Raw genomic sequence first — 17,257 nt, 5'->3', positions numbered from 1 at the left:
ACGAACATGATGAGCCCGGACTGCCAGTAGATCCATTGCCAGCCCATATATTCCAGATAAAAGGCCCCCAGCGAGACGCCGGAATTGATGCCCAGGGAGACACGGAAGGTGAAAAAAGCCAGCACCACCACCCACCACGGCGGCGGCAGATGCTTGAGCATGATCTGTATGGTGGCCGTCACGAAGGAGCCGATGAGCAGCCCCATGAGGGCGTGGGCCACGAGCAGGTTCTCGTAGCCGGAGATGGAGGGGATGCAGAAAGCGACGCAGACGAAGCCGAGGGAAAGCGGCAGGAGCAGACGCCGCAGGCCCAGCGCTGTCAGGAAAAAGGGCAGTATGGGTGCGAGGATGAGCTGTGATGCTGATGCAACTGTACTTATGACGGAGCCTTCATCATAAGATAATCCCCATATACCACGCAAATTAGGCAGCGATGAGATAAGAAGACGGCCATGAAAGGTCGTCATAGCTGCGGCAAGACAGATGGCAACAAGTATACCAGCCTGACTTCCGCTCAGTGGAGGAAGAAGATGTTTGCGTGTATCCATATCTTTACAGGGGTCTAAAAGGCTTTTTGCAGATAAAAGTGCCTATTGACCGATGATACATCGGAAACATGCGTCCGGAAAAATGTCAAGCGGAAAGTGTCATCAACCCGTGGAGGACGTTGGCGGCAGGCCGGGGCGCAATGCGCCATCCCGGTCATGGGAAAAGGGCATAAAAAAGCCTCCGCCCGGAAAGGCGGAGGCCCGTCATGCGGGGATGGCCGCGAAAAGCGGCAAAGAGGATCAGGCCGTGGGCAGGCCGGGCAGGGGAGGCAGATGCTCGGCGATCCAGCGGGCACACTGCTGGGGCGTCTTCTGGCGAGCGTCACAGCGCAGGGTGGCGTAGTGGTTGTAGAGGGCCTCGCGCTCATAAAAAATGTCGGCCAGGGTCTGCCCCGGGGCGATGGCCAGGCCGCGGTCGGGATTGCGGGCGATGCGCTCTTCGATGGTCTCCAGGGGTACGTCCAGGAAGACCACGGGCCCCAGAGTGGCCAGATGTGCCATGGCCTGCGGCCGGTAGACGGCGCTGCCGCCCGTGGCGATGACCGTGCGCTGGACGCGGATGGAGCCCAGGACCACGGCTTCCAGATCCAGGAAGGCCTCCTTGCTCAGGGCGTCGGTGACGGACTGCAGGCGGTCGGCGTACAGGGCTTCCATAAGATAGTCGCTGTCCATGAAGGCCCAGCCCAGGGTCTGGGCCAGGGCCATGCCCACAGTGGATTTTCCCGCGCCGGCCATGCCGATGAGGACCACACAGGGACAGGCGGGCGGCGGGGGCAGCAGATGTTCTGGCGTGGACATGCGGTCTCCTTGGTGATAATGAAATAAAAATTGTGCCGTCGCAGGCACATCCTGTCAAGGCGCAAAAGGCCTTTACCGACAGGTAGGGAGCGGTCCCGCCGGCGTTTTTTTGTTCATTGTCCCGCCCGGGGATGGTGAACAAGCCTTGACGGCGGGCCTTATGCCGTGTATGTAACCCTTTCAAATTTACAGGCTGCAAGGCGTATTCCGTGCAGCGACAGTGCTGCGGGCACGGGCAAGCCTTCCCGCTTATGTCGCGCAAAACTCGCGCCGGGCCACTTGGCCTGCTGTCCGTCGCCGCAGCCACACGCAAGGAGCTAGAGCAATGAAGAGAACATACCAGCCCAGTAAAGTCAGAAGAGCCCGCACCCACGGTTTCCGCGCCCGCATGGCCACCCCCAGCGGCCGCGCCATCCTGCGCCGTCGTCGCGCCAAGGGTCGCAAGCATCTGAGCGCCTAGTCGATTGGGGGCTGCGCCCCGCGATCCCAGAAGCGAGCCATCATGGCCGAACGCCTTTTTCTGCCCCGCCAGAGCCGCATCCGCAAACAAGCGGAGTATTCCGCGTGCTACGAGCGGGGCAGGCGTTACCATACGGAGCATTTCCTTGTTTTTGTACGGCCCCGCGAAAACGGGGCCTGTACGCGTATGGGCATGGCTGTATCCCGCAAGGTGGGCAAAGCGGTCACGCGCAACCGGGTCAAACGTCTGCTGCGGGAATTCTTTCGCCTGCACCGGGCACTTTTGCCCGAACATCTGGATATCGTCGCTGTGGCCAAAAAGCACACCGGCGCGGCGGACCTGAGCCAGGACCGCGTCAACGCCCAGCTGCTGCCGCTGCTGCAGCGCCTGCCGGGCCTGCACCCGGCCAGGAACAACGGCGGCCGGAACAGGGACTAGCCATGCTGCGCCGTCTCTTCGTCCTGCCCATCCGCTTCTACCAGCTGTTCATCTCTCCGGTCCTGCCCCCTGCCTGTCGTTTTTACCCCACATGTTCCGCCTACGCCCTGGAAGCCATCATGACCCACGGCGTATTGCGCGGCGGCTGGCTGGCCTTGCGTCGTCTGGCCCGCTGCCATCCCTGGGGCGGCTCGGGATATGATCCCGTGCCCCCTGCGCGGCGTCACCCGTAGTCTCTGCTTCATGGAGTACCTCCCCGCATGCAAGACGGCAAAAATCTTATCATGGCAATTGTCCTGTGTCTGCTCGTGGTCGTCGGCTGGAGCTATCTGGCCGACTATATGGGTTGGGTGGTCAAACCCGATCCGGCCGAGATAGCCAAGATGGAGGCTGCCCAGGCCGAGCAGGCCCAGAAGGCCCAGGCTGAAGCCGAAGCCAAGCAGAAGGCCCAGGCCGAGCCCCTGCCTGCCTTCACTCCCGCCCCCGGCGTGGACGTGACGGTGGACGCCCCCCTGTACAAGGCCGTGCTGCATTCCGGCGGCGGTGTGCTGCGCTCCTTCGAGCTCAAAAAGTACACCTCCGGCCTGGACGAGGATTCTCCCCGCATCAATATGGTGGATCCCCAGACCGCCGCTGTGGCGCCTCTGGGTCTGGTCATCAACGGTCAGCCTTCGTGGAGCACCGGCAAGTGGGCCCTGGAGTCCGACAGCGGTGTGACCGTGGCTGAAGGCGGCAAGGGCGTCGTCCGCCTGGTGGGCGAGGTCGACAACCTGCGCGTGACCCGTGAACTGACCTTCAATTCCGAAAATTACCTGATCTCCGAAAAGGTGAGCCTGGCCACCCTGGGCGCCGACACCCGCAGCGTGCGCGTGCGCTACACCGTGGCCGCCGACACCAGCAATGCCGCCAACACCAACTACGACGCCATGCGCGTGGCCTGGGACAACGGCGGTTCGCTGGGCGAAGAGACCTCCACCGACAAGCTGACCAAGGAAGGCGTGGAAGCCAGCGGCAAGCTCTACTGGGCCGGCCCCATGAGCACCTACTTCCTGTCCGCCGTCATGCCCGGTGACGCCGATGAGGCCCGCATGGTGGGCCGCATGCAGGGCAGCGTCTACCGCGTGGCCCTGGAGCCCAAGGAAGTGGTGGTGGCCCCCGGCCAGGAGACCACCCTCGAAGTTTCCTACTGGATGGGTCCCAAGGAGCGCAAGATGCTGGCCGCCGTGTCCGACCAGCTGGCCCTCAGCGTGGACCTGGGCATGTTCAGCATCATCGCCAAGGGCCTGCTGTGGCTGCTGGAATTCTTCCAGCAGTACACCCACAACTGGGGCCTTTCCATCATCATGCTGACTATCGTCATCAAGGCCGTGTTCTGGCCCCTGACGGCCAAGAGCTACTCTTCCATGGAAAAGATGAAGAAGCTCCAGCCCATGATGGCCAACATCCGCGAAAAGTATAAGGACGACAAGGAAGCCATGAACAAGGAAGTCATGGCCCTGTACAAGACCTACGGCGTCAACCCCGCCAGCGGCTGTGTGCCCATCCTGGTGCAGCTGCCCGTGTTCTTTGGTCTGTATCAGGCGCTGCTGACCTCCATCGAGCTGCGTCACGCGCCCTTCATCACCTATCTGCCCGGCACGGACCTGATCTGGCTGGCTGACCTGTCCTCCAAGGACCCCTATTACATCACGCCCATCATCATGGGCATCACCATGTTCCTGCAGCAGAAGATGAGCCCGCCGGCCACCGATCCCACGCAGCAGAAGATCATGATGTTCCTGCCCATCGTCTTCACCGCCCTGTTCCTGAGCTTCCCTTCCGGTCTGGTGGTGTACTGGCTGGTCAACAACATCCTGTCCATTGCCCAGCAGTGGCGGATGGGCCGCAGAAGCAAGCTGCTGGCCCAGTAGGGTCACGGCCCATGACCGCGTGAGCGGTCTTGCGACACGGAAAAGAGTCCATATGTGGTGGCAGCGGGGTCTCCCCGCTGCCGCCCCTTTTGGGAGAGTTTATGGACGGATTCAAAGAGTTTCAGGGTAAGAATCTGGATGCCGCCATTCAGGAGGCCTGCAGCTATTACAATGCCGCCCGCGAAAAGCTGGAGATTGAGATAGTTCAGGACGCCAAGAGCGGCATTTTTGGTATCGTGGGGGCCCGCAAGGCCAAGATCCGTGCGCGCCGTGCCGCTCTGCGCGAAGCCGTGGAAAGCGTCCTCGGCAAGAAGCGCTGCGATGTCCGGCTGGAACGGCCGTCCCTGGGCCGTGAGGAAGCGCCCCGTCGCCCTGCCGAAAAGGTGTCCCCTGCCGCCCGCGAGGAAAGCGTGGCCGCTCCGGCCGCGCCCGCCCCGGAAGAGGCGCGCAAGGAGGCCGCTCCTGCTGAAGAACGGCCCGCCCGCAAGGACGAGAAGGCTGAGAAGAGCGAAAAGGCCGAACGGCAGGAAAAACCCGCCGAGAACGCCCGCCAGCCCCGTGGCCGCGGTCGTGGCCGTGACCAGGCCCGTGCCGCCGCTGCGGCCGAAGCCCCGGCCGAGGAAGCCCCTGCCGAAAATGCGGCTCCTGAAGCCGGCAACCGCCGCGGCGAGGGCCGCCGTGCCCGTCCCCGTCCTTCCGTGCGCGGTGAGGGCGAAGGCCGCCGTCGCCAGCGTCCGCAGGCCCCGGCCGTGCCCGCGCCTGTGGAGAACACCGAAGACGTGCTGGACGAAGTGGAGGAGAGCCTGCCCTTCACCCCTGTGGAGGAACTGGACCCCCAGCGTCTCGAAGCCCTGACCAAGGAAGCCGTGCGCCAGCTCGTCCGCCCCATCGTGGGCGAGGAAGTGACGCTGGAAGTGACCGTGGCCGACGGCCGTGTGCGCGTGGCCGTGGACTGTGAGGAAGATTCCGGCCTGCTCATCGGGCGCGAGGGCCAGACCCTGGCCTCCCTGCAGTATCTGGCTTCGCGCGTGGTCTCGCGCGGCATGAACGCCGCCGTGCGCGTGCAGCTGGATGCCGGGCGCTACCGCCAGCGCCAGGACGAGAAGCTGCGCGAGATGGCCCTGGCCCTGGCCGAAAAGGTGCGCCAGACCGGCCGCTCCTATTCCACCCGTCCGCTCAGCTCCTATCATCGCCGCATCGTGCATCTTTGCCTGCAGGATGCCGAGGAAGTGCAGACCCGCAGTTCCGGTGATGGGCCCATGAAGCGGGTCGTCATCATGCGCCGCCGTCCCGAGCGTTCCTGATGCCTACCATCGCCGCCATAGCCACGGCTCCCGGTGCGGGGGGCATCGGCATCGTCCGCATCTCCGGGCCGCAGTCCCGGGAGATCCTTTCCCGCATGTTCAGCCCCGCGTCGGCAAAGTTCTCGGGCTTCCGGCCCTGGGTGCTGCACCGCGGGCGCGCCCTGGACCATGAAGGCGCGCCGCTGGACGATGTGCTGGCCGTGTTCATGCCCGGCCCGCGCACCTTCACCGGGGAGGACGTGGCCGAGATCCATTGCCACGGCGGCCCCTTCATCGTGCAGGCCATCCTGGAAACGGCCCTGCGTCTGGGGGCACGGGCCGCGGAGCGGGGCGAGTTCTCGCGCCGGGCCTTCGTCAACGGCCGCATGGACCTGAGCCAGGCCGAGGCTGTGGCCGAACTCATCGCCGCGCCTTCGCGCGAGGCCCTGCGTTACAGCCTCAACCGTCTGGACGGCCTGCTGGGCCGCAAGGTCACGGCCCTGCGCCGGCGTCTGGAAGAGCTGCGCGTGCAGATGAGCCTGGCCGTGGACTTTCCCGACGAAGAGGTGGAATGCCTCGCCCCCGAAGCCTTCGCCGCCGTTGTGGAGGACGTGGCCGCCGCCGTGCGCGGTCTGCTGACCGGCCAGCGCCGTGCGCAGGTCATGCAGCAGGGCGCCGTGGTGGTTCTGGCCGGTGCCGTCAATGCGGGCAAGTCCAGTCTGCTCAATGCCCTGCTGGGCCGCAACCGCGCCTTGGTCACGGACATCCCCGGCACCACGCGCGATTTCCTTGAGGAAAGCTGCCAGCTGGACGGCCTGCCCGTGCGCCTGACCGATACGGCGGGCCTGCGCGAGACCGACGAGAGCGTGGAAGAGATGGGCGTGGCCCTGAGCCGCCAGAAGGTGCGTCAGGCCGACGCCATCCTGCTGCTGGTGGACGGCGGCCGTCTGGGCCCTGCCGGGGCCGCTGCCGACATCTGTCCCGACGAGGCCGTGCGCGAAGTGCTGGAACAGGCCGGCGACATCCCCGTGCTGCTGGTCTGGAACAAGGTGGACCTGGCCGAGCCCGCCGTCTGGCCGCCTGTCTGGGGCCATGGCCGTCCCTGCGTGCGCATCAGCGCCAGCACCGGTCACAACGTGGATACCCTGGCCCGCCGTCTGCGGGCCCTGCTGCTGGACGACGGCAGCCATACGCCGCCCTCCGACGGGCTGGCCCCCAACGCCCGCCAGTCGCTGGTGCTGGAACGTGCCCTGCACGAGCTGGATGCCCTGCTGGCGGACATCGCCGCAGGCAGTCCTTATGACTGCTGTTCCGTCCGTCTGGACGCCGCGGCGGCCCTGCTGGGCGAGGTCACCGGCCTGGACAGCCCGGAAGAGGTCTTGAATCGCGTCTTTTCAAGCTTTTGCATCGGCAAGTGATTTGTGTTATAAGGTGCAGGTATGCGCGTACCGCAGGTACGCGGTACCTCCCTTAGGACACAAACCCCCGAACGGCATGAATCTGGAAAGTCTGCGTCGCCGCCTGAGCAGCGACGAAATCAACGCCCTGCCCCTGTGCCATTACGAAGGGCCCATCCATCTGGTGCGCAGTCTGGAAGACTGGGAAAAAGCCCTGCCGGATCTGCAGCAGGAACAGGTGCTGGGCTTCGATACCGAGACCCGTCCTTCCTTCCGCAAGGGCCGGGTCAACACCCCTTCCCTGGTGCAGCTGGCCACGGCCCGGGCCGTGTATCTGGTGCAGCTTTCCTGGTGGCCTTTCGGGCCCGAACTGGCGGGCCTGCTGGCCGACCCCGCGGTCATCAAGGCCGGGGTGGCCATCGGCGACGACATGCGCGAGCTGGCCCGTCTGTATCCTTTCAAGCCTGCGGGCATGGTGGATCTGGGCATGGTGGCCCGGGCCCATCAGCTGACCACGCAGGGCCTGCGCACCCTGGCCGCCAACCTGTTCGGGCAGCGCATCTCCAAGGGGCCCCAGTGTTCCAACTGGAGCGTCATGGAGCTGAGCAAGCGCCAGGTCATCTACGCTGCCACCGATGCCTGGATCGGCCGCGCCATCTACCTCAGGATGCGCGAACTGGGCATGACCGGAGAAGCGGCGTGAGCGTCCTCCTGCCCGCCCTTGGTCCCCGGCTGGTCTTCTTCACCGGCGGTACGGCCCTCAGGGGCCTGAGTCGCAGTCTTACCCGTTACACCCACAATTCCGTCCATCTGGTGACGCCCTTCGATTCGGGCGGCAGTTCCGCCGCCCTGCGCGAAGCTTTTGCCCTGCCCGCCGTGGGGGACATCCGCAACCGTCTGGCCGCCCTGGCAGACAGCATGATCCCGCAGAGCGTGCTGGACTTCTGGGAGATGCGCCTGCCCGCGGAGGGAGATTCCGAGGCCCTGCGCGCCCGTCTGCGCGCCATGGGCAGCGCCGGGCATCCCTGCTGGCGTCCTCTGCCGTCGGTCATGGCCGATGTGATGCGGGTGCATCTGGGCTATTTCCTGGAGCGCATGCCCGATGATTTTCGCCCCCAGAAAGCCAGCATGGGCAACCTGCTGCTTGCCGGGGGCTATCTGCATTTCCAGCGCAATTTCACGCCGGTGCTGAGCCTGTTCAGCCGTCTTTTGCAGGTGCGCGGCGTGGTCCTGCCCATCGTCAATGCCTGTCTGCATCTGGCTGCCGAGCTGGCCGACGGCTCCGTCCTGGTGGGGCAGCACCACTTCTGCCGCCTGACCCAGCCGGTACGGCGCCTCTACCTCACGGTCCACGAACCGGGGCGCACCTCCACGGCCCTCACGCCCTGCCGTCCGCCCCTGTCGGCCACGGCGGCCACCTATCTGCAAAGCGCCGGGGCCATCTGCTATCCCATGGGCAGTTTCTACACCAGCGTGCTCTCCAATCTGCTGCCCGACGGCGTGGGCCGTGCCGTGGCCGCGGCGCGCTGCCCCAAGATCTACATCCCCAATTCCGGCAAGGATACCGAGGCCCAGGGCCTGACCCTCACCGCCCAGGTGGACATGCTGCTGCGTCATCTGCAGCAGGACGCGCCGCAGGCGGGCCCCGGCGACCTGCTGCATGCCGTGCTGCTGGACAGTCGCCACGGCCGCTATCCCGGCGGCATCGAATGGAAGGAGCTGGAACGGCGCGGCATCGAGGTGGTGGACAGGGAGATGGTCTGCCCCGACGATCCGCAGCATCACGATCCCGAACGTGCCTCCGTGGCCCTGCTGGAACTGGTGGAAGAGCTGCGTGCCCGTGAGCATGCCCCGGAAGCGGGGACGGCCGCGATCCCGGAAGAGGATGCCTGATGGACGCCCTGCACCAAGACTGTCATGTGGCCGATGCCGCCCTTGCCGGCCAGCGGCTGGACGCGGCCCTGGCCGTGGTACTGGAGGCCCTGGGTCAGCCTGTGCCCGGCCTGCGCGGCCGTCGGCGCCTGCTGGAAGAAGGGCGGGTGCGGGTCAACGGCCGGCAGGCCCCCGCCGCCTACCGTGTCCGTCAGGGCGACAGTATCAGCCTTTCCCCGGCTCTCCCGGAAGTTTTTCCTGATCCTGCTGCCGGTGGAGAAGCTCCCCGTGCGCTTTCCCGTCAGGGGCGCTGGCAGGCTTTTTTCAAACCCGCAGGCTGGCACAGCGTCAGTCTGGCCGGGGGCAGCGGCCGCAGCCTTGAGGCCGCCATCCCTTCGCTGTGGCCCGAGGGCGCCGTCCCTCCGGCCTGGGCCCTGCTGCAACGCCTGGATGCCCGGACGTCGGGTATCGTCTGTGCCGCCGTGGCGGATGATGCGGACGGCCTGGACGCCACGGTGCAGGATTTTCGCCAGGCCGAAGCCGGGGGGCGGTGCTGCAAAGGTTACCTGGCCCTGCTGTCCGGTTGTCTGGAGCAGGAGGCCTGCGTGCGCCGGGCCCTGGATATGGCGCAGCGCCGTGTGGTCCGTGTGCTGGATGCCGAGACCGCTGATGCCACCCGCTGGACCTGGTTCCGGCCCCTGTACCGCTGGCAGGGCGAGTCCTGCCGTGATTTCGCCCGCGAACTGTGCCGACGCTTTTCTTTGTCCGTCCCCTCTTTGCCCGACAGTCTGACCCTGGCGGGCTGTACCATCCATCGGGGCGCCCGGCACCAGATCCGGGCCCATGCCGCCGCTCTGGGCCATGCCTTGTGGCTGGATGGCCTGTATGCTTCCTCCCTGCCGCAGTCCTCAGAAGACGGGCAGGGATATTTTTTTCTGCACCACGGCGCCTTGCATCTGTCGGAGGCCCGCTGGCTGCTGCCGCCTGCCTGGCTGCCGGAAGGGGAAATCGCAGCCGCAGGCCGGAAATGGCTTGAAAACGATTTCATGGACACCGTATAATCACTGCAAAGATGATAAACAGATATCATTATCTATTGTAACAAAAGGCGGTACCCGCCCGGAAACACGCATACCGGGCGTACACGATAAGGAATGAAGTCAGGGGATCCCGGTAATACATCCCTTTCGGCCGTTTGCCGCAGGGGCAGGGGACCCCGTCCAGGGATCTTTCACATCAAGAGGAGGGCGCATGTTCGCATCCCTGCTTCCCAAGTCCGCTCCGTTCTTTGAAATGCTGCTGGAGCAAAACAGCCATTTGCGCCACATGTCGCGACTGTTGCTCGCCATGCTGGAGGACCTGTCCAAGATGGACGAGGCCCACAAGAAGATCGCCCTGATCGAGGAAGAGGCGGACAAACTCCATGTGCGCATCATCCGCGACCTGTCGCAGACCTTCATCACGCCCATCGACCGTGAGGACATCCTGCGCATCAACCAGGAACAGGAAGAGGCTCTGGACGGCCTGCACACCCTGAGCACCCGTCTGCACATCTTCGAGTTCCCCACCATGCGCTTCCCCGCCGTGCAGCTGGTGCGCACCATCTGCTCCATGCTGGAGCTGACCGGCGAGATGCTGGACGGCCTGACCCGGCGTGAGGACTGCCACAAGACGCGCGCCTTCCGCTACCTGCGCGGCGAGTGCGACATGCTGCTGGCCGTGGGACTGGCCGAGCTCATGGACGACCAGCAGGAGATCACCCCCGCCCGGCTCATGAACATCATGAAGTGGAGCCAGGCTTACGACCGCATCAGCATGCTTCTGGAAAACGTCAATAATCTGGCTGAAACCATCGAAGAAGCGGTGCTGAAGAATGTTTGAGATCCCTCTCCTGCTCATTCTGATCGTCCTTGTCGCCCTGGTATTCGACTTTACCAACGGCGCGCACGACTGCGCCAATGCCATCGCCACCGTGGTCTCCACCAAGGTGGTGACGCCCCGCTTTGCCGTGGGCATGGCGGCCGCCCTCAACCTGGCCGGGGCCCTGCTGGGCACCGAGGTGGCCAAGACCCTCGGGGCGGGCCTCGTCCTGCCCGAAGTGGTCCAGGGCAGCCATATCCTCGTGCTGGCGGCCCTGCTGGGCGCCATCTTCTGGAACTGCCTCACCTGGTATTTCGGCATCCCCTCGTCGTCCTCCCATGCGCTCATCGGCGGCCTGGTGGGTGCTGCCCTGGCCCATGCCGGGCCCGATGCCCTCAATTTTGCCGGTATCGTCAACAAGGTGCTGCTGCCGCTGGTGCTCTCGCCGCTGGCGGGCTTTGGGGTGGGCTTCCTCATCATGTGGCTCATCTACTGGATCTTCGCGCGGGTCATGCGCAGCAAGGTTAACCGCATCTTCCGCAAGATGCAGCTGGTGTCCGCGGCCTTCATGGCTACCAGCCACGGCCTCAATGACGCCCAGAAGACCATGGGCATCATCACCCTGGCCCTGTTCATCTTCGGAGAGATCGACGAAGTGGCCGTGCCCCTGTGGGTCAAGCTGGCCTGCGCCATGGCCATGGCCGCCGGTACGGCCATCGGCGGCTGGAAGATCGTCAAGACCATGGGCCACCGCATCTTCAAGCTGGAGCCCGTGCACGGCTTTGCCGCCGAGACCTCGGCCGCTCTGGTCATCTCCGGGGCATCCGTGCTGGGCGCTCCCGTGAGCACCACGCACACCATCTCGGCCTGCATCTTCGGTGTGGGTTCCACCAAGCGCCTTTCCGCCGTGCGCTGGACCGTGGCCGGACAGCTGGTCACGGCCTGGGTGCTGACCCTGCCCGCTGCGGCTACCGTGGGCTTCTGTTCCTACTGGTTGCTGCATCTGATCTGGAACTAGGCGGATACCGCCCTGCGGGCCCGTTGCTGAAAAGCCCCGTGCTGTCGTCATGACGGCGCGGGGCTTTTGGCTGTTCCGGGGCAGGGGGGTATATCGGGGCGCGGCCCGGCTGCGGTCAGGCTTTTTTGCGGCGCAGGGGCAGGCGGCCTTCGGAGATGACCAGACCGAGGATGATGAGGGTCATGCCGGTAAGGGCCAGGCCGGTCAGGCGCTCGCCCAGCAAAAGGGTGGCGGTGATGACCGAGACCACGGGCACGGCGTAGATATAGACGCTGGTCTTGATGGCGCCCAGGATGCGGATGGTGAAATTCCAGGTGGCGAAGCACAGGGCCGAGGCTCCCAGACCGAGGAAGAGCAGGTTGGCCAGCATCTCGGGCTGCGCCAGACGCTCCAGGCCCCAGCGGAAGCCGGACAGCGGCAGGGTTGGCAGCATGAAGAGCAGGCCCCAGCAGAAGATGCGGCGCGTCACTTGCAAGGTATTGTAGCCGTAGTCGCCTATCTTGCGGGTCAGGATGGAATAGAAGGCCCAGGTCAGGGCCGCCAGCAGGGCCAGGACATCGCCCAGCGGGTTGAGCCGGAGCACGGCATTGCTGTTGACGGCGATGCAGACGATGCCGGACATGGCGCAGACGAAGCCCACGAAAAAGCCGGGATGCAGGCTCTCGCCCAGGACGATGCGGGCCAGCAGGGCCGTCAAAAAGGGCGATATGCCCACCAGCACGCCCACGTTGGACGCCGTGCTGTAGCTCAGGGCGATGTTCTCCAGCAAAAAGTAGAGGGTCACGCCGCACAGGCCCGCCAGGGCAAAGGTCACTTCCCGGCGCCGGTCACGCACATGCAGCAGGCGGGGGCAGGCCAGCAACAGGGCACAGGCCCCCAGCAAAAAGCGCAGGAAAAGGATCTCGATGGGCGCAAAGGCCTGCAGCAGCACCTTGGTGGAGGTGAAGGTGGCGCCCCAGATGAGGATGGTCAGGATGGCGGCCGCGTGGGCGGCAAAAGTGGGATTCATGGGGCTGCCTCCTTGGGCAGACGTGCGCCGGGGCGCTCGGAACGGGGCCGCTCCCGGCACGGGCCGGAAACGAAAAAGCGCGCTGCCCGGGGACAGCGCGCCTGAAGGCAAACGGAAGGGGCAGGGATCAGGCTTTGGCGTGCTGTTCCATGCCCAGCTCGATGAGTTTTTCCAGCAGCTGGCCAAAGTCCATGCCCAGCTGGGCGGCCTCCTGCGGCACGAGGCTGGTGGGCGTCATGCCGGGCAGGGTGTTGACCTCCAGCAGGTGCAGGCTGTCGTCGGGGCCGAGGATGAAGTCGGCGCGGCTGTAGCCCTTGAGGCCCAGGGCCTTGTGGGCGGCCAGGGCCAGGCGCTGCACCTCGGCGGTGACGGCCGGGGAAACGGGCGCGGGGCAGAGCTCGCGCGCGCCGCCGCTGGCGTACTTGCTCTCGTAGTCGAAGTAGTCGCCCGCCACGGGTTCGATGAGGATGGGCGGCATGGCTTCCTCGCCCAGGATGCCGCAGGTGATCTCCTTGCCGGGCAGCTGGGGCTCGATGAGCACGCCTTCACCGGCGGCGAAGATCTCGTCCATGAGGGCATCCAGTTCCTGCCGGTTGGTGGCACGGCCCAGACGCAGGGAAGAACCGCCCGTGGTGGTCTTGACGAAGAGCGGCCAGGGCAGGCGCGGTTCCCAGCCTTCGGCGGGGCGCACGGGCAGGAATTCCCAGTCGGCCGTGGGCAGGCCGGCCATGCGGAAGATCTGCTTGGCGGCGGCCTTGTTCAGGGCCAGGAAGGAACCGGAAGGCCCGGAGCCCTGGTAGGGACAGCCGGCCTTTTCCAGCATGGCCTGCACCAGACCGTCCTCGCCCGGCGAACCGTGCAGGTTGATGAGGGCAAAGTCATGCTGCCGGGCGGTCTCCAGCAGCTCGTCGAAATTTTCCAGCAGGTCGAAGAAGGTCACGGCGTGACCGCGTTTGAGCAGGGCTTCCTGCATGCCGCGGGCACCGGTCAGGGAGACCTCACGCTCGCTGGACCAGCCGCCCGCTATCAAAAGAATCTTCATGGATGGCATACCCCAGATGCGCCTCGAAGGCGCGTTCGATACATTCGCCCTGCTGCCACGAAAGGCGGATGCCCTTGCGGGCCTTTTCCGTATGGCCGTAACGCACCAGCAGGTCTTCATAGCGCTGGCGCAGGGGCACGCACTGGTCGTGCTTGACCCGCTTGTCAGCGTAGATCACGAAAAACGGGATGGAGAACAGGCGTTCGGGCTCCTGCTCCGGGACGGCCCAGGGCCAGTGGACGTGCAGCAGCACGCCCTGCGCCAAGGCATGGTTGCGGGTCTCGGTCACCACCCAGCTGGCCCCCAGCTGGGCATGGCTGCCGCCGTGCAGGACGCTGTAGGTCTTGGCGATGTCGTGCAGCATGGCGCTGGCGCGCACAGCGGCCACATTGACCGGGAACCCGGCCGCGCGGGCCCGCTGGGCCAGCTCGGTGGCGATATGGGCCACCATGCGCGAATGGGCGCGGATATTGTCCAGCATGCCATATTTGTCCCAAAGGGCCATGCAGGCGGCATCGTCGGGGATGCTGCCCTGCGTGGGGGACTCCAGGGCCGGTTCGGGCAGGCAGGCCAGCGGGTGCACCAGAGGCCATTCGCCGTTTTCCGGCGTGCCGATGACGGGAGTGGATGTGGTGAAGATGGACATGGCGGCAGTATGCCACCGGCCCGGGGGGAAGGCAACGTAAAAGAGGTTCGCCGCTGCGGCAGGAGGAGGATGGACGCTGCGCCGTGCCGGGATAGAGCCGCGTGACGCGGAGGGCTGCCGCACGATGAGCGGCCGTTGCCCGACATCCGGGCTGGTCTGCCTGCGCGGCGAGCGGCAAGGGGCCGGGGCTTGGGCAGCCCCAGGCCCCCTGCACCCCCTGCCCCGCCTCGGTCCCCGGTACTGCGCGGGCGCGCCGGGGCAAGGGCGGCACGACGCCTTCGGCGTACGCCGCCCGATCGGCGCGCTCAATGGATGGGGAAGAAAAGTTGCCGTGATGGCAGAACGGCCGCTGGTTGGGTGGGGGATGCGTAGAGCGTATGCGGAGAGGATGCCGTTATTCAAGGCAGGACGTAGATGGCTTTTAGACAGAACGGGATAGAAGACATGCCTGTCCGTGATAGGCATACCAGGGGCGGGAGGAGGGACTTGCGAAAGTGGTGGCTGCGTTTTTAGCAGTGAAAAGAGGCTCGCTCGAATGGCGGCCCGTAAGGGGCGTGCCCGTTGCGACGAAGGAATCTACGGGCATCGAGGGCAGAGCTGACGGCAAGGGGCCGGGGAAGCGCAGCACGCTTTTTATCCGCCCCGCAGGACAGAATAAAACGCGCTGGGGAGGGGGAGGGGAGTTTGAGGGGAGGGGGACCCCCTCTCGCGTCAGCAGAGGGGGTTCCCCTCCCCTCATGAAAAAGGAAACTAGCGGTTGCCGAAGCCGGGGATGCTGTAGCGCTTTTCCAGCCAGCGCAGGCACCAGGTGGCCAGGGAGACCAGGATGAGGTAGTAGAGGCCCACGGCCAGGAAGACTTCCGTATTGCGGAAGGTGTCCGAGGCCAGCACCTTGGCTTCGCTCATGAGCTCGTTACAGGTCACGAGCATGGCAAGGGAACTGTACTTGATAAGGTAGATGATCTCGTTGCCGCAGCCGGGCAGGGCACGGCGGGCGGCCTGGGGGATGACGATCCAGAACACGGTCTGGAAGGTGGTCATGCCCAGGGCCTGGGCCGCCTTGATCTGGCCCTGACGGATGGAGAGCAGGGCCCCGCGGATATACTCCGAATGATAGGCGGCGCTGCAAAGGATGAAGCTCAGCAGGGCGGCGCCGTAGGGCTCGAAATAGATGCCCATCTTGGGCAGGGCATAATAGATCATCATCAGCTGCACGGCCAGCGGCACACCGCGGATGATGGCGGTGTACCAGTTGCCCAGCCGGCTGCTCCAGGGGCCGCCGAAGGCCCGCAGACATCCCAGTGCCACGCCGCCCACGAAGCCCAGGATACTGGCCGGGACGATGAGGGCGATGGACACTTTCAGGCCCTGGTTGAGGGCCGGGATGACGTCCTGGGTGAAAAAGGGGATGTCGATGACCACGCTAGGCTCCCATATCCAGCAGGTGCGCGCAGAAGTCGCGGGTACGGGTATTGCTGCCTTCGGCCAGCAGGGTCTCGGGCGCACCCTGTTCGATGATGACACCGCGCTCCATGAACAGGATCTCGTGGGCCAGGGCACGGGCGAAGTCCATCTGGTGGGTGGCCATGATCATGGTCATGCCGCCCTTGGAAAGGTCACGGATGACGGAGAGCACTTCGCCCACCAGTTCCGGGTCCAGGGCGGAGGTAGGCTCGTCCAGCAGGATGACCTTGGGGTCCATGGCCAGGGCACGGGCCATGGCCACGCGCTGTTTCTGGCCGCCGGAAAGCTGGGCGGGATAGAGCAGGGCACGGCGGGCAAGGCCCACGCGGGCCAGCTCGTCCATGGCACGCTCACGGGCTGCCGCCGCGGACATGCCGCGCACCTTGCGCAGGGCGATGGCCACGTTCTCTTCGGCGGTCAGGTGGTCGAACAGGTTGAAGTCCTGGAAGATCATGCCCACCTGGGCCCGGAAGGCGCAGAGCTTGGACTTGTTGGAAAAGTCGAGCTTTTCGCCTTCAAGGATGATCTCGCCCTTGTCCGGGGGGATGAGGCAGTTGATGCACTGCAAGAGCGTGCTCTTGCCCGCACCGGAAGGACCGATGAGGACCTTGAGCTCGCCGCGTTTCATGTTCAGGGAGCAATTGTCCAGGATGGACTTGCCGCCCAGGCTTTTGCTGATGCCTTTTACCTGCAAGACAACTTCGTTCATGCGTTCTTTACCCCATGCTGCGTGTTTTTGGCCATGCTGCCCACCGTGCCGGCGGAGTAGCCGGGGATCTGGACCTTGTTTTCCAGGCGGCGCAAGAGCTTGAGCACGATCAGCGTCAAAACGAAATAGATGACCCCCGCCAGGGCGAAAAACGCCAGATGTTCATGCGTACGCTGGGCCACGGCATTGACGCGGGCCATGATCTCCATGGTGCCCAGCAGGTAACAGACGGCGGAGTCTTTGAGGAGGATGGAAAATTCGTTGGCCCAGCCCGGGATGGAAAGGCGCAGGGCCTGCGGCAGGATGATGCAGGTGATGGCGGTCAGGTCGCGCATGCCCAGGGCGCGTGCGGCCTTGAGCTGTCCCTGGGGCAGGCTCTCGATGGCGCCCCGGAAGATCTGGGACTGATAGGCCGTGCTGATGCAGCCCATGACGAGGCAGGAGAGCAGGAAGGGCTCGATGATCCAGCCCATGGAAAGGAAAAGCCCCTGGGAAAGGAAGAGCAGCACCAGGATGGGGACGCCGCGGAAAAACCAGACATACAGTCCCACCAGACGGCGGACCAGGGCGTTACCGTACACCTGCAGCACGGCCATGGGGACGCCCAGCACCAGCCCCATGCCCAGCGCCAGGGCCACCGAGCCCACGGTCACCAGCGTGCCTCCCATGATGAAGGGGAAGGCATCCACGATGGTATCGCCTACGATGGGGCGCAGGACGACGGCCAGGCAGAGCCAGGCCTGCATGAGGATATCCCGCAGGAAATCCAGGATCGCGCTGAAGGGAAAGATATCGGACATGAG

Annotated in this window: 18 protein-coding genes and 1 pseudogene; 11 read left to right on the top strand and 8 right to left on the bottom strand. The window is 65.2% G+C overall.

Going from position 1 to position 17,257, the window contains the following annotated elements:
• Window positions 1-8: 8 nt before the first annotated feature.
• Window positions 9-467 (bottom strand): annotated as a pseudogene (locus ACQRCJ_RS01090) (MFS transporter); the annotation flags it as partial.
• A 321-nt stretch (window positions 468-788) separates the two neighbouring features.
• On the bottom strand, window positions 789-1,346 hold the full coding sequence (thrB, locus tag ACQRCJ_RS01085) for a homoserine kinase (RefSeq protein ID WP_168935641.1): 558 nt from the start codon (window positions 1,344-1,346) through the stop codon (window positions 789-791).
• Window positions 1,347-1,671: 325 nt separating this feature from the next.
• Here thrB and rpmH point away from each other — a divergent pair, with 325 nt between their 5' ends.
• From rpmH to ACQRCJ_RS01030, 11 genes are all read left to right on the top strand, one after another.
• Window positions 1,672-1,806 (top strand): 50S ribosomal protein L34, encoded by a 135-nt coding sequence (gene rpmH / locus ACQRCJ_RS01080; RefSeq protein WP_006007995.1) that lies wholly within the window; start codon window positions 1,672-1,674, stop codon window positions 1,804-1,806.
• A 42-nt stretch (window positions 1,807-1,848) separates the two neighbouring features.
• On the top strand, window positions 1,849-2,244 hold the full coding sequence (gene rnpA / locus ACQRCJ_RS01075; protein WP_168935642.1) for a ribonuclease P protein component: 396 nt from the start codon (window positions 1,849-1,851) through the stop codon (window positions 2,242-2,244).
• Window positions 2,245-2,246: 2 nt separating this feature from the next.
• A complete protein-coding gene (gene yidD, locus ACQRCJ_RS01070; protein WP_006007998.1) occupies window positions 2,247-2,477 on the top strand; it encodes a membrane protein insertion efficiency factor YidD in 231 nt (76 codons plus the stop codon).
• Between the two features lie 27 nt (window positions 2,478-2,504).
• Complete coding sequence (gene yidC / locus ACQRCJ_RS01065; RefSeq protein WP_297137693.1) at window positions 2,505-4,154, top strand: membrane protein insertase YidC; 1,650 nt, start codon at window positions 2,505-2,507, stop codon at window positions 4,152-4,154.
• A gap of 101 nt (window positions 4,155-4,255) precedes the next feature.
• Window positions 4,256-5,458, top strand: a complete 1,203-nt coding sequence (locus ACQRCJ_RS01060; protein ID WP_303930832.1) for a protein jag — start codon at window positions 4,256-4,258, stop codon at window positions 5,456-5,458.
• The gene (gene mnmE, locus ACQRCJ_RS01055) at window positions 5,458-6,855 is read left to right on the top strand and encodes a tRNA uridine-5-carboxymethylaminomethyl(34) synthesis GTPase MnmE (protein WP_204625865.1); all 1,398 of its coding nucleotides are present in this window, start codon (window positions 5,458-5,460) and stop codon (window positions 6,853-6,855) included. Before ACQRCJ_RS01060 ends, mnmE begins: the two co-directional genes overlap by 1 nt.
• A 76-nt stretch (window positions 6,856-6,931) precedes the next feature.
• On the top strand, window positions 6,932-7,537 hold the full coding sequence (locus ACQRCJ_RS01050) for a 3'-5' exonuclease (protein ID WP_006008009.1): 606 nt from the start codon (window positions 6,932-6,934) through the stop codon (window positions 7,535-7,537).
• The gene (locus tag ACQRCJ_RS01045) at window positions 7,534-8,727 is read left to right on the top strand and encodes a GAK system CofD-like protein (protein WP_297137697.1); all 1,194 of its coding nucleotides are present in this window, start codon (window positions 7,534-7,536) and stop codon (window positions 8,725-8,727) included. The genes ACQRCJ_RS01050 and ACQRCJ_RS01045 overlap by 4 nt, the downstream gene beginning before the upstream one ends.
• Window positions 8,727-9,767 carry an RNA pseudouridine synthase gene (locus ACQRCJ_RS01040; RefSeq protein WP_427799179.1) on the top strand — a complete coding sequence of 347 codons (1,041 nt, stop codon included), beginning with the start codon at window positions 8,727-8,729 and terminating at the stop codon, window positions 9,765-9,767. Before ACQRCJ_RS01045 ends, ACQRCJ_RS01040 begins: the two co-directional genes overlap by 1 nt.
• Before the next feature lie 190 nt (window positions 9,768-9,957).
• On the top strand, window positions 9,958-10,587 hold the full coding sequence (locus ACQRCJ_RS01035) for a DUF47 domain-containing protein (RefSeq protein WP_168935649.1): 630 nt from the start codon (window positions 9,958-9,960) through the stop codon (window positions 10,585-10,587).
• A complete protein-coding gene (locus tag ACQRCJ_RS01030) occupies window positions 10,580-11,584 on the top strand; it encodes an inorganic phosphate transporter (RefSeq protein ID WP_168935650.1) in 1,005 nt (334 codons plus the stop codon). The genes ACQRCJ_RS01035 and ACQRCJ_RS01030 overlap by 8 nt, the downstream gene beginning before the upstream one ends.
• 115 nt (window positions 11,585-11,699) lie before the next feature.
• Here the strand turns inward: ACQRCJ_RS01030 and ACQRCJ_RS01025 are convergent, their stop codons facing one another.
• The 6 genes from ACQRCJ_RS01025 to ACQRCJ_RS01000 all read right to left on the bottom strand — a co-directional run bounded on the left by ACQRCJ_RS01025 (window position 11,700) and on the right by ACQRCJ_RS01000 (window position 17,122).
• On the bottom strand, window positions 11,700-12,593 hold the full coding sequence (locus tag ACQRCJ_RS01025; RefSeq protein ID WP_168935651.1) for a DMT family transporter: 894 nt from the start codon (window positions 12,591-12,593) through the stop codon (window positions 11,700-11,702).
• A gap of 127 nt (window positions 12,594-12,720) precedes the next feature.
• Window positions 12,721-13,635: a D-alanine--D-alanine ligase family protein gene (locus ACQRCJ_RS01020; protein WP_168935652.1), complete on the bottom strand. Its 915-nt coding sequence runs from the start codon at window positions 13,633-13,635 to the stop codon at window positions 12,721-12,723.
• Window positions 13,592-14,281 (bottom strand): HD domain-containing protein, encoded by a 690-nt coding sequence (locus ACQRCJ_RS01015; RefSeq protein ID WP_168935653.1) that lies wholly within the window; start codon window positions 14,279-14,281, stop codon window positions 13,592-13,594. Before ACQRCJ_RS01015 ends, ACQRCJ_RS01020 begins: the two co-directional genes overlap by 44 nt.
• Before the next feature lie 750 nt (window positions 14,282-15,031).
• Window positions 15,032-15,703 carry an amino acid ABC transporter permease gene (locus tag ACQRCJ_RS01010; protein ID WP_006008344.1) on the bottom strand — a complete coding sequence of 224 codons (672 nt, stop codon included), beginning with the start codon at window positions 15,701-15,703 and terminating at the stop codon, window positions 15,032-15,034.
• Window position 15,704: 1 nt separating this feature from the next.
• Complete coding sequence (locus tag ACQRCJ_RS01005) at window positions 15,705-16,454, bottom strand: amino acid ABC transporter ATP-binding protein (RefSeq protein ID WP_006008345.1); 750 nt, start codon at window positions 16,452-16,454, stop codon at window positions 15,705-15,707.
• Complete coding sequence (locus tag ACQRCJ_RS01000) at window positions 16,451-17,122, bottom strand: amino acid ABC transporter permease (protein ID WP_427799184.1); 672 nt, start codon at window positions 17,120-17,122, stop codon at window positions 16,451-16,453. The genes ACQRCJ_RS01005 and ACQRCJ_RS01000 overlap by 4 nt, the downstream gene beginning before the upstream one ends.
• Between the last annotated feature and the right edge of the window lie 135 nt (window positions 17,123-17,257).

Origin of the sequence: Desulfovibrio sp. SGI.102 (assembly GCF_050314315.1) — a bacterium.
In the GTDB taxonomy this organism is placed as follows: Bacteria; Desulfobacterota; Desulfovibrionia; order Desulfovibrionales; family Desulfovibrionaceae; genus Desulfovibrio.
The sequence above is the reverse complement of the archived record's forward strand: the minus strand, read 5'-3'. Positions and strand labels throughout refer to the sequence as shown.

Excerpts from the sequence above, each read along its gene's own strand:
- ACQRCJ_RS01005 (WP_006008345.1), bottom strand. The coding sequence starts at position 16,454 with ATGAACGAAGTTGTCTTGCAGGTAAAAGGCATCAGCAAAAGCCTGGGC.
- ACQRCJ_RS01000 (WP_427799184.1), bottom strand. The coding sequence starts at position 17,122 with ATGGGAGGCACGCTGGTGACCGTGGGCTCGGTGGCCCTGGCGCTGGGC.
- rpmH (WP_006007995.1), top strand. The coding sequence starts at position 1,672 with ATGAAGAGAACATACCAGCCCAGTAAAGTCAGAAGAGCCCGCACCCAC.
- ACQRCJ_RS01025 (WP_168935651.1), bottom strand. The coding sequence starts at position 12,593 with ATGAATCCCACTTTTGCCGCCCACGCGGCCGCCATCCTGACCATCCTC.
- ACQRCJ_RS01030 (WP_168935650.1), top strand. The coding sequence starts at position 10,580 with ATGTTTGAGATCCCTCTCCTGCTCATTCTGATCGTCCTTGTCGCCCTG.
- thrB (WP_168935641.1), bottom strand. The coding sequence starts at position 1,346 with ATGTCCACGCCAGAACATCTGCTGCCCCCGCCGCCCGCCTGTCCCTGT.
- rnpA (WP_168935642.1), top strand. The coding sequence starts at position 1,849 with ATGGCCGAACGCCTTTTTCTGCCCCGCCAGAGCCGCATCCGCAAACAA.
- ACQRCJ_RS01015 (WP_168935653.1), bottom strand. The coding sequence starts at position 14,281 with ATGTCCATCTTCACCACATCCACTCCCGTCATCGGCACGCCGGAAAAC.
- ACQRCJ_RS01050 (WP_006008009.1), top strand. The coding sequence starts at position 6,932 with ATGAATCTGGAAAGTCTGCGTCGCCGCCTGAGCAGCGACGAAATCAAC.
- ACQRCJ_RS01020 (WP_168935652.1), bottom strand. The coding sequence starts at position 13,635 with ATGAAGATTCTTTTGATAGCGGGCGGCTGGTCCAGCGAGCGTGAGGTC.
- mnmE (WP_204625865.1), top strand. The coding sequence starts at position 5,458 with ATGCCTACCATCGCCGCCATAGCCACGGCTCCCGGTGCGGGGGGCATC.
- ACQRCJ_RS01035 (WP_168935649.1), top strand. The coding sequence starts at position 9,958 with ATGTTCGCATCCCTGCTTCCCAAGTCCGCTCCGTTCTTTGAAATGCTG.
- yidC (WP_297137693.1), top strand. The coding sequence starts at position 2,505 with ATGCAAGACGGCAAAAATCTTATCATGGCAATTGTCCTGTGTCTGCTC.
- yidD (WP_006007998.1), top strand. The coding sequence starts at position 2,247 with ATGCTGCGCCGTCTCTTCGTCCTGCCCATCCGCTTCTACCAGCTGTTC.
- ACQRCJ_RS01060 (WP_303930832.1), top strand. The coding sequence starts at position 4,256 with ATGGACGGATTCAAAGAGTTTCAGGGTAAGAATCTGGATGCCGCCATT.
- ACQRCJ_RS01040 (WP_427799179.1), top strand. The coding sequence starts at position 8,727 with ATGGACGCCCTGCACCAAGACTGTCATGTGGCCGATGCCGCCCTTGCC.